Source organism: Rhodonellum sp. (genome assembly GCF_030656585.1).
In the GTDB taxonomy this organism is placed as follows: Bacteria; Bacteroidota; Bacteroidia; order Cytophagales; family Cyclobacteriaceae; genus Rhodonellum; species Rhodonellum psychrophilum.
The window spans coordinates 38,098-49,228 of sequence record NZ_JAUSPP010000046.1; the positions used below are offsets into that span (position 1 = coordinate 38,098).

An 11,131-nucleotide genomic window follows, 5' to 3' on the forward strand; every position below is an offset into this window, starting at 1 on the left:
CATTATTTTTTTATATTGAATGTTCATTAAAATAAATAAGATGAAAGCCTTTCTATCCCTCCTTATTACTGGATTTGTATTCCATGCCCAATTATTTGGGCAACAAGTTATGTTTGACAGGATATTTGAAGAAAACATCCAGTCGGTTAGACTTTTTCCCAATTCAACCGATTTTGCCAGTCAATTGAGTTCTCCAGTGATCGCTTTGGGAGCAAATTTACCCCTGAATCTTACCTTTGACGACTTGTCCTTTGACCCTGACCAATATTCAGCAAAGATCATCCACTGCAATTCAGATTGGAGGCCCTCTGATTTGAAAGAGAATGAGTACCTGAATCAGTTCAACGAGTTTAATATACTTGACTATTCTTATTCCATCAATACAAGGATTCCCTACATCCATTACAATTTCCTACTTCCTAAAGTTTCCAAATCTGGGAATTACATCATACAGGTTTACCGCAATAGGGATGAATCGCAAACCATATTGACCAGGAGATTCATGGTGTTTCAAAACCAAGTTCAGGTAGTGGCTAAGGTAGTTCCATCGAGCCAAACTGAGAAAAGAAGAAGTGCGCAGCAAATCAACCTGAATTTGAATTATAACAATCGAGAAGTATTTGACCCAAGAAACACTTTAAAAGTTATCATTCGACAAAACCAGCGCTGGGACAATGTCAAAATGGATTTAAAACCCACCATGGTGCGAGAGGACATCAAAATGATGGAATATCAATTGTTTGATGGAACAAATACCTTTATGGCTGGCAATGAATTTAGGTTTGTTGACCTAAGGTATGTGAGGACTAGAGGTGTCAACATAGCAAAAGTAACTATGGAGGAGGATATTGTCTATGCAGAAACCTTGGTGGATGTGCCCAGGCCTACTTTGACCTATTCTCAATATCTCGATGTGAATGGTCAATATGCGATTTTCAACTTTGAGAGGCAGAACCATGAACTTGAAAGTGAATACCTTCTGACGACTTTTAATCTGGCTTCAGATGGTATCCTTGAACCACCATATATCATTGGAGCACTGACCCAATGGGGGAGAGATCCAAATGCAAAAATGACACTCAACAAAAAAACCAATACTTATCAGGCCAATCTATTGTTGAAACAAGGTTGGTATGATTATCAATTTGCTTATTTACATGCGAACGGATGGGAAACCAGCAGTTTGGAAGGGGATTATTTTGAAACCGAAAATGAGTATGAAGTTTTGGTTTATTACCGGGATATGGGATCCAGGTATGACGAACTGATCGGATATGTCAATCTTAATCCAAATAAAAGAAGGCTATAAAAAAAATCCCGATCATTTGATCGGGATTTTTGAGGATGTTAATTTTCTTCCGTTTTCTCTTCAGATTCAGAGGGTCTGGTTCTTTCCTGAGCTTTGTAAGGAATAAAACCTTCTCTTTTGAACTTGTAGGTTTCCGTTCTTTGGACAGTGGCATGGTTTGCTAAATCCAGCATACCGAAGCCCTTGTGGGTGAAGGCACCCAAACCACATTTGAACACGAAATCTTGAACTTCTGGTGCTGCGTACAAGGTAAAAGGTAAAGTATATCCTCTCACCTCATATTTCACATCCATGTCATAGACGGAGTAGATTCTAGCAAATTTCTTTTGCTGCTCTCTCAGCTTATTTACATAATTCATATCCGGAACCACTTGGAACTTGTAAAAAGATTCCATTTGTTCCTGGCTATACCAACCTGATCTTTCCATACGAGTAAGGGTGGATTCATACAACAGATCAGAAAATTCATCTGTATCCGGGTTGATAAATCTTTTCCCCGACTCATCATTGAATGATGGAGTCAAAAGTACCAATGGAGAAATACAAACAAACTTGTTTGATGTTTCCAAGGTAGGTTCAATTTCCTGCTCGGTGTACTCAGGAGTGAGAATCAGATTGCCTAACTCAATTTTCGGAGTGTCAAATACTTGCTCAAGTAGATAGTCCATAAACTCTTCATTGGGTGATGAAAGCACTAAAGTGACTAAACTTGAGTAATAATGTAATCCGCTTCGACTTACTTTGGTCTGTCCTTTTAGACCAGAGAAATTGAAGTAATTGTAGTTGAAAAATTCTTCTCTCCCACCTTTTACGATGAGACCTTTGAGGAATTGCGCCAGTATATACTGGTGATGAAAGGGTAAATAAGCACCTTTGTTTTTTAACGAAAATATTAATCTTATTCTCACGGGTTTTTAAAAAAGAAAATTAAACAAAAATTTAAAACTGATAATTAAACGTTTTACAAACTGTAATGCTTCTTGCAAAAGTACAAAAAAAATTTAAGAATATATTATACATTAAACCTAAAATGCATGATATCACCATCTTGAACCACGTATTCTTTTCCTTCGATGGAAATTTTACCATTTTCCCTACAGGCAGCCTCAGTTTTAAATTGCTCGTAGTCAGGAAGTTTTATGACTTCAGCCTTGATGAATCCCCTTTCGAAATCTGTGTGGATCACTCCAGCGGCTTGCGGTGCTTTCCAGCCTTTTTTAATCGTCCAAGCACGTACTTCCTGTACTCCAGCCGTGAAATAGGTGATTAAATCCAATAATGAGTATGCTGCCGTGATCAATTTATTCAATCCACTTTCATCCAATCCGTATTCTGAAAGGAAAAGTGCCTTCTCTTCTGGCTCATCAAATTCCGCAATCTGCTCCTCGATGGAAGCACAAAGTACAATAACCGAAGCATTTTCTTTTTCAACTTCTGCCCTAAGCTTATCCACAAAGGCATTGCCTGTTAAAATACTTGCTTCGTCCACATTGGCGACATAAAGCACAGGCTTCAAGGTCAATAAATGCAAATCTCTAAGAACTTCAAGATCCTCTTTTTCTACGTCAATTGATCTTGCATTTTTACCCTCAGTAAGTTCTTTCTTGAACAACTGAAGGGTTTCCAATTCCCTTCTAGCCTTAGCATCTCCGGATTTGGCAACTTTTTCAGTTTTTTGGATTTTTTTATCCACCGAATCAATATCCTTCAGCTGTAATTCTGTGTCAATGACTTCTTTGTCAAAAAGCGGATCGACTCCGCCTGCTACGTGCACTACATTGTCGTCATCAAAACACCTGATTACGTGGATAATGGCATCAACTTCCCTGATATTGGCCAAGAATTTATTTCCCAAACCTTCGCCTTTGCTTGCGCCTTTGACTAGGCCGGCAATATCGACAAATTCGATGACCGTTGGCAAAACCCTTTGTGGTTTTACAAGTGCTTCCAAGATCTGTAATCTTCTGTCCGGAACAGTAACCATCCCGACATTGGGCTCAATAGTACAAAAAGGGAAATTTGCCGCTTCGGCTTTTGCACTGGATATAGCATTGAATAAAGTAGATTTTCCAACGTTGGGAAGTCCAACGATACCGCATTGTAAAGCCATTTTTGATTTTTATGTTATATTTTAAATATTTTGTATTCTCTATAACCTCTGTAGAATTCCAAAAACGAAACTCTAAAAATGGTATATATCGGAATGGCAAAGATCATTCCCAGCACACCGGCAATTTTTGCCCCCGCAAAGATAATAACAAAAATTTCAAGTGGATGTGCTTTTACGGATTTAGAGAAAATTAATGGCTGAAGGATGATGTTATCCATTATTTGAACCACGGAAAACACGGACAATATTTTAAATAAAAAGAAGTAAATCTCGTTTGGATTTGCAAATTCAGCAGTCGAGAGCCCGACAAGTACGCCAAAGGTAGCGCCAAGAAGTGGGCCTGCATATGGAATCAAATTGGCTACTGCCGCAAAAACCGCTATGGTAAGCGCATACTCCACTTCCAAAATGGTCAATCCGATGGATGCCATAGAAAAAATGGAAGTCATCTGAATCAATAAACCAACCAGATAATTGGATAAAAGTTTCTCAACTATATTGAATGTCGAAACCGAAATCTCAAAATAAGCATTTGGGATCAAATTGAGGATGTTTCTTCTGAGCAAACCATTTTCCAGCAACAAAAAAAAGGTGATGAAACCTATTGCCAAAATGGCGATAAGGAAGGAGCTTGTTGTATTAAGGACCGAATTGATGAATCCCTGAAGATTGATGATATTTAGATTGGTGATTAAATTCTCCCGAACCTGAGTAATCAAAAAACCAGGTTCACTTTTCACGATTTCGTACCGGATAAGCAAATCCTCAATCCGACCTACGGGATTTTGAATTTGCTCATAAAGGAAATCCAAATCATAAGAGGCAATCAGGTTAATTTGTGCACTGATCAGGGGGATGAACATCAATCCGATGGAAAACAGTACCAAAAAGATGGCTCCATAGGAGAACAAAACCGCTATCCACCTTGGGACGTGTCTTCCAAGTAAATGAATTGAATTGATCCTATTGGTCAAGGGACGTAAAACTGCCGCAATGACCAGAGAAAAAATAAAATAAAGGGTTATGTTCGAAAAATACCATCCTACAAGTAAGAATAGAATGATGAAAATGAGAACGTAGATAATCAGCTTCTGCATAAGTGCAAAAATGAAACAAGAGAAAGAAACATACAAGCCTTAATTTTTGATTGACGCGTTTCCTCGGTAATTTTTACACTATCGAAGGTTTTGATTCTTTCTCCTGTTTGTTGTTTTTTGGGGTTTTAATCCCATTTTAGCTCATCATCAAACTCGCTTTGGGATGTTTCACTTTCAAACTGCTCGAAATCAAAATCCGCCATTAAATCATTTTTGACATGATCAACAGTTTCTTGAAGCGCCCCAACAAATTTAGCAAAGTCCTCCTTGTATAGGAAAATTTTGTGTTTTTCGAAAACAAAAGTATCGTCTTTCAGTTTCCTTTTGCTTTCCGTGATGGTAAGGTAATAATCATTTGATTTTGTGGACTTTACATCAAAAAAGTATGTCCTTTTCCCTGCTTTTACTCTTTTTGAGAAAATCTCTTCCCTGTCATTACCTCTGTTGTCTTCCACTTTCCAAAGTTTTTGTTGTCTGAATTCAAAACTGATTTGAATGACAAGTTAAATGAATTCAACAATGAAATTCAAGAGGAATTTTAGTTTTTTTTAGATATAGAGACTGAAACCTAGAATAAACAGTCAAATCAAAGCTTTAAAAGAATAAAAAGTGGGAAACTCCCACTTTTTATTCTCCGTGCATAAATTCCTTTTTCGCCATAAGTTCTTCATCCGTTTCTCTATGGTCGGGATCATCCACACAGCAGTCCACCGGACATACTGCCGCACACTGTGGTTCCTCATGAAATCCAGTACACTCCGTACATTTTTCTGTCACAATATAATAAAACTCATCCGATACGGGTGGCAGCTTTTCATTCGCATCCACCACCGTCCCATCTGGTAAGGTCACTTCTTTTAGGTTTGTCCCGCCACCCCAAGTCCACTGAATACCGCCTTCATAAATCGCAGTATTTGGACATTCTGGTTCGCATGCACCACAATTGATGCATTCATCGGTTATCATTATTGCCATGGTAAATTCTATTTAATATTTTGCAAAATTAATAACCATTTAACAAATGAAAAAATAAAGTTGTTGTACGAATTAATTTATATTCATTTTATCTGGAATTTTTCTCTCTAAAAACAAATATCTTTGCCCTATAAACCGATCAAAATGACATTAGGAGAAAGAATTGCTGCATTTCATCTTTTGGGAAAAAAAATCCAAAAATTGACGGAAGATGAGCTGAATGCCCTGGCTTGGAAGGTTGAAAACAACAATAATTGGTTTACTCCGGAGCAAACCAAAGGTGCACTTCAGGGATTGATGGCTTTTTTGGACCAAGACAAGATCGAAAAATGGCTTTCACCGTATGAATTCCCGGAGACACCAAACCCTAAATCGGTAGGAATTTTGATGGCAGGCAATATTCCCGGCGTTGGTTTTCACGATATGTTGGCGGTATTGTTAACAGGACATCGGGCCTGTGTTAAACTGAGTTCTTCGGATCAAGTCTTGATTCCTTGGCTTGTCCAAGAATTGATAGAAATTGAGCATGAATTCAAGGATTTGGTGCTTTTCGAGGAAATGCTCAAAGCAAAAGACGCATATATCGCCACTGGAAGTGATAACTCGGCTAGGTATTTTGATTATTATTTTGGGAAATACCCCAGCTTAATCAGAAAAAACAGGACCTCCATCGGTGTTTTAGATGGGAGTGAAACCAAAGAGGACTTTTTGGAATTGGCAAAGGATATTTTTCAGTATTTTGGATTGGGATGCAGGAATGTATCCAAGATTTTTGTGAAAGACCAAGGTGATTTAATCAAATTCCTAGACGCCATCAATGAACTTAAATCGGTTGCCAATCACCACAAATACAACAATAATTATGATTACAATAAATCCATTTACTTGGTAAATGGCGTCGTTCATTTGGACAATGGATTTTTGCTTTTAAGGGAAAGCAAAGAATTGGTTTCACCCATTTCGGTCATTTATTATGAAACTTATGAAGATCAAGGCTCCCTTGATGAACGGCTATCGGAAATTTCAGAAAAGACACAATGCATTGTCACCAGAAATGGATGGCTCAATGGAAGTTTAGTTTTCGGGCAATCCCAATGTCCCACTTTGGAAGACTATGCAGATGGAGTGAATACAGTTGAGTTTTTATCCAAATTGTAAATGAATTTTTAGGAAGCCTCTTCATTGTTTGGGGGAAGTTCAAAGCAGAACTGGCTTCCGTTTTCAAATTTTACTCCATAAAAGTTTTTTATGTCATTTTTGATGCAATCCCACGCCAAAAGAATCCCTTAACCTTTGCCGATTTTTTTAACACCTGTTGTACATTACCAACCCTATTTCAGTCTAAAATTGCTTGATAATCAAGAAATTGTTTGTGGTTTTTGACTCCACGATATCGATTTTGCATTGTTCTACTAATATTCTGATCCTCTTACATTTTCAACCGCTTAATAGGAAACCTAATGCATATTTCCATCTAACTTAATCAAGTTAGATGCTTTACGTTACTTTTTTGGTGTCTTAGAATTCGGGTTTAATTTTCAGGAATTTTCTTTTAGAATCTGCGAAACTCCAAATGATGCTCCGTAATCGATTGATCTCTCCATCGCTTTAGATGCTAAATAAATTGGGGACTGTATGGAAATGAAAACCAAAGAAATTATGTCAAATGATACTTCTTGATAACAACAGGATCTAGGTAATTATTGGACTTCATTCACATTTGGCCATGGCGAAAAACATTCAAGTGGGATTGCTCAAAAAATATCAGATTTGTTAAAAAATAAAGCAAGCGATTTCAAAAGAAACTATCCCATTCTTCTTGGGATACCGGCTTGATTTTATTTTGAAAAACCGCTTATCTGTTATTTATCAGTAATTTCGGCAGTTTTCAACCTTCTATTTAGGCTTTGTTTAAATATCGACCAATGAAATGATTTTCCTTCTATTCTTAGGCTATTTTTTTATCTTTGTCAACGATTAAAATTATCATTTTCAACATAAACAAAATATTTCAATGGCATTTGATATAGAAATGATCAAAGCAGTCTATTCAAAATTCCCTTCTCGTATAGAGACTGCAAGAAAAGCAGTTGGAAGACCGCTTTCGCTGACTGAAAAAATATTGTATTCACACCTTTCTGAAGGGGCAGCATCCAAAGCCTACGAAAGAGGGGTTTCTTACGTTGATTTTAGGCCTGATAGGGTTGCCATGCAGGATGCTACCGCGCAGATGGCACTTTTACAATTCATGCAAGCGGGTAGGGATCAAGTTGCCGTTCCTTCTACGGTACATTGTGATCACTTGATCCAGGCAGAAGTCGGTGCTATTGCCGATCTTGACAAAGCAAAAGATAAAAACAGAGAGGTTTATGACTTTTTATCCTCTGTTTCCAACAAATACGGAATTGGATTCTGGAAACCAGGTGCAGGTATTATCCACCAAGTGGTTCTGGAAAATTATGCCTTCCCAGGCGGATTGATGATTGGTACGGACTCCCATACACCCAATGCCGGTGGATTGGGAATGATAGCCATCGGAGTTGGTGGAGCTGATGCCTGTGACGTAATGGCAGGCTTGCCATGGGAATTGAAATTTCCTAAATTGATAGGTGTAAGGTTGACAGGAAAGCTTTCTGGTTGGACTTCTGCAAAAGATGTAATTCTTAAAGTGGCAGGAATCCTTACAGTGAAAGGTGGAACTGGAGCTATTGTGGAATATTTTGGCGAAGGAGCAAGATCACTTTCGGCAACAGGTAAAGGCACGATTTGCAACATGGGCGCTGAAATAGGTGCAACTACTTCAGTTTTTGGATATGATGAGAAATCAGAGGCTTATTTAAGAGGGACTGAGAGAAGCGAAATTGCTGATCTGGCAAATGAAATCAAGGAGCATCTTATGGGCGATCCAGAGGTGTATGCTCAACCTGAAAAATATTTTGATCAAGTGATCGATATCAACCTTTCGGAGTTGGAGCCTCATATCAATGGTCCATTTACCCCTGATCTGGCTTGGCCACTTTCTAAATTTGCTGCTGCAGTGAGAGAAAATGGTTGGCCGGCAAAGCTTGAAGTGGGATTGATTGGATCTTGTACCAACTCTTCCTACGAAGATATTTCCCGTGCGGCTTCATTGGCCAAACAGGCAGTAGACAAAAAGCTGATTGCAAAATCCGAATATACCATTACTCCTGGCTCTGAATTGGTCAGGTTTACAGTGGACAGGGATGGATTTCTTGATATTTTTGAACAAATGGGAGGCGTAGTCCTCGCCAATGCTTGCGGACCTTGTATCGGTCAGTGGGCCAGACATGGTGCTGATAAACAAGAGAAAAATTCCATCATCACGTCATTCAATAGAAATTTCGCAAAAAGGGCGGATGGTAACCCCAACACGCATGCTTTTGTAGCATCTCCAGAGATCGTTACGGCCTTAGCCATTGCGGGAGACTTGACTTTCAATCCTATGACTGACAGTCTTATCAATGAGGATGGGGAATCGGTGAAACTAGAAGGGCCGAGCGGTTTGGAATTGCCAAGCCTTGGGTTTGAGGTGAGAGATGCAGGATACCAAGCCCCAGCGACAGAGGGATCACAGATTCAGGTAATCGTAGATCCAAAATCCGAAAGGTTGCAACTTTTGGCACCTTTCATGCCATGGGAGGGAATCGACCTAAAAGGATTGAAATTATTGATAAAAGCCAAAGGCAAATGTACCACCGATCATATCTCCATGGCAGGTCCTTGGCTTAGATTTAGAGGCCATTTGGATAATATTTCAAATAACATGTTGATCGGAGCAGTGAATGCTTTCACTGATCAGACCAATAAGGTCAAAAATCAGCTGACGGGTGAATATGGGGAAGTTCCTGCTGTTCAGCGTCAATACAAACAACACGGCATCGGGTCTATTGTAGTGGGTGATGAAAACTATGGTGAAGGTTCTTCCAGAGAGCATGCAGCCATGGAGCCTAGGTTCCTAGGTGTTCGCGCGATTTTGGTGAAATCCTTTGCAAGAATCCATGAAACCAATTTGAAAAAGCAAGGAATGTTGGCCTTGACTTTTGCCAATCCTTCCGATTATGATTTGATCAAGGAGGATGACTCCATCGACATCGTCGGCTTGGATTCTTTTGCGCCAGGAAAACCACTATCTATGAATTTCTTTCATTCCGACGGAAGCATGGATAAAATCATCGTCAACCATACCTACAATGAGGGACAGATTGAATGGTTTAAAGCGGGTTCTGCATTGAATTTGAGCAAAGAACAAGTCTAAATATCCAATTTTCAAATGAAGGCTGTGGAATTTTCCACAGCCTTTTTTATGCACTAATTTTGTCAATTTTAGTTGTTAAACTATTTTAGAAGTTATGAAAACATATTTTTTCGCTGTTCGATCCAAAAATGTTCTAAAAATCATTTTTGGATTCCTTCTCCTGTTCCTCCTTCAGCCAATCTTCCTCGCAGCACAGACTGTGGAATCGGATGAAAGAGCGCTAATAAATGTCGAGGAAGGAATCAGTATCTCCAAAGATTCACTTTTTCTCTTGAATTTGAGATTTAGAATGCAGAACAGGGCTGGATTCAATACGGTCAGTGGAGATTTGCTCAATGTCAATGAATATGAGATGCGTGTGAGGAGGCTTCGGCTCCGATTAGATGGTTTTGTATTGAGCCCGAGAGTTCAGTATTACATTCAACTTGCATTTTCGAAGGCAGATCTTGACTTGGAAAGTGGGGACATTGCCCAGCCGATCAGGGATGCAATTATCTACTATACTTTCAATAAAAATTTTTATGTGGGTTTTGGTCAATCGAAACTGCCTGGCAATAGGCAACGTGTCAACAGTTCAGGAAATCTTCAATTTGCGGATCGGTCTGTTGTCAACGGGTTGTTTACGCTGGACAGGGACTTTGGCTTTTTTGGCTATTACACATTCAATTTCCCCAATGAATCCATTTTGCAGCTCAAAGGTGCAATATCCACTGGAGATGGCAGAAATGCCTCCAAGATAAATGATGGATTGGCTTACACGGGTAGGTTGGAAATCTTGCCTTTTGGAAATTTCAAGAACAATGGAGATTACTCAGAAGGAGACATTGCGTTCGAAACCGACCCGAAGTTGTCCCTTGGGCTTACTTTTTCCAGAAATAACAAAGCAAATAGAACGGGTGGCCAACTTGGTCAGGAACTTTATGAGTTTAAGGATATGAACAGCTTAATTATTGATGGGGTTTTTAAGTACCAAGGTTGGGCTGTATTGTCGGAGTACATGAATCGTACATCACCCGACCCCATCACGACCAATGCCCTTGGAGATGTCCGATTCGTGGTGGTGGGTGGAGGCGTCAATACCCAAGTGAGTAAAATGATCAACAAGAAATCCGAATTGGCATTGAGGTATGCATATGTGATTCCCAACTCACAGATTTCCCAGTTCCAAAACCGGATCGATGAATCCTTGCTTGGTTATACCAGGTATATAAATGGGCATAGGATAAAAATGCAGGCGAATATCGGCTACAGATGGCTGGAAGGTTTGACTGATCTTGACCGCGCAGGCAATACGTGGACAGGTATGTTTCAAGTTGAGTTTGGTATTTGAATTGAAATGAAAAACATTTTTAACAATTTTAAAA

9 protein-coding genes are annotated in these 11,131 nt (G+C 39.1%); 4 read left to right on the plus strand and 5 right to left on the minus strand.

The genetic code is table 11. The features are described from left to right. Window positions 1–40: 40 nt before the first annotated feature. Window positions 41–1,309, plus strand: coding sequence for a DUF5103 domain-containing protein (locus Q7J63_RS11715; RefSeq protein ID WP_304886315.1), 1,269 nt, complete (start codon window positions 41–43; stop codon window positions 1,307–1,309). 38 nt (window positions 1,310–1,347) lie between these two features. On the opposite strand, the gene cas6 is transcribed toward Q7J63_RS11715, so the two are convergent. The 5 genes from cas6 to Q7J63_RS11740 all read right to left on the minus strand — a co-directional run bounded on the left by cas6 (window position 1,348) and on the right by Q7J63_RS11740 (window position 5,491). Next, a complete protein-coding gene (gene cas6, locus Q7J63_RS11720) occupies window positions 1,348–2,217 on the minus strand; it encodes a CRISPR-associated endoribonuclease Cas6 (protein ID WP_026333555.1) in 870 nt (289 codons plus the stop codon). Window positions 2,218–2,321: 104 nt separating this feature from the next. Then, window positions 2,322–3,419, minus strand: a complete 1,098-nt coding sequence (ychF, locus tag Q7J63_RS11725; protein WP_019597242.1) for a redox-regulated ATPase YchF — start codon at window positions 3,417–3,419, stop codon at window positions 2,322–2,324. A 14-nt stretch (window positions 3,420–3,433) separates the two neighbouring features. Continuing rightward, entirely contained in the window at window positions 3,434–4,516 is a 1,083-nt protein-coding gene (locus Q7J63_RS11730; RefSeq protein WP_019597241.1) for an AI-2E family transporter, read from the minus strand. Window positions 4,517–4,641: 125 nt separating this feature from the next. Beyond that, window positions 4,642–4,971: a DUF3276 family protein gene (locus Q7J63_RS11735; protein ID WP_019597240.1), complete on the minus strand. Its 330-nt coding sequence runs from the start codon at window positions 4,969–4,971 to the stop codon at window positions 4,642–4,644. Between the two features lie 172 nt (window positions 4,972–5,143). Then, window positions 5,144–5,491 (minus strand): 4Fe-4S binding protein, encoded by a 348-nt coding sequence (locus Q7J63_RS11740; RefSeq protein WP_019597239.1) that lies wholly within the window; start codon window positions 5,489–5,491, stop codon window positions 5,144–5,146. Window positions 5,492–5,635: 144 nt separating this feature from the next. Here Q7J63_RS11740 and Q7J63_RS11745 point away from each other — a divergent pair, with 144 nt between their 5' ends. The 3 genes from Q7J63_RS11745 (at window position 5,636) to Q7J63_RS11755 (ending at window position 11,097) form a co-directional block, all read left to right on the plus strand. Then, window positions 5,636–6,649 carry an acyl-CoA reductase gene (locus Q7J63_RS11745; protein WP_304886321.1) on the plus strand — a complete coding sequence of 338 codons (1,014 nt, stop codon included), beginning with the start codon at window positions 5,636–5,638 and terminating at the stop codon, window positions 6,647–6,649. Window positions 6,650–7,505: 856 nt separating this feature from the next. Then, window positions 7,506–9,767: an aconitate hydratase gene (locus tag Q7J63_RS11750; RefSeq protein ID WP_019597235.1), complete on the plus strand. Its 2,262-nt coding sequence runs from the start codon at window positions 7,506–7,508 to the stop codon at window positions 9,765–9,767. A 94-nt stretch (window positions 9,768–9,861) separates the two neighbouring features. Then, window positions 9,862–11,097, plus strand: a complete 1,236-nt coding sequence (locus Q7J63_RS11755) for a porin (protein WP_304886324.1) — start codon at window positions 9,862–9,864, stop codon at window positions 11,095–11,097. The last annotated feature ends 34 nt before the right edge of the window (window positions 11,098–11,131 follow it).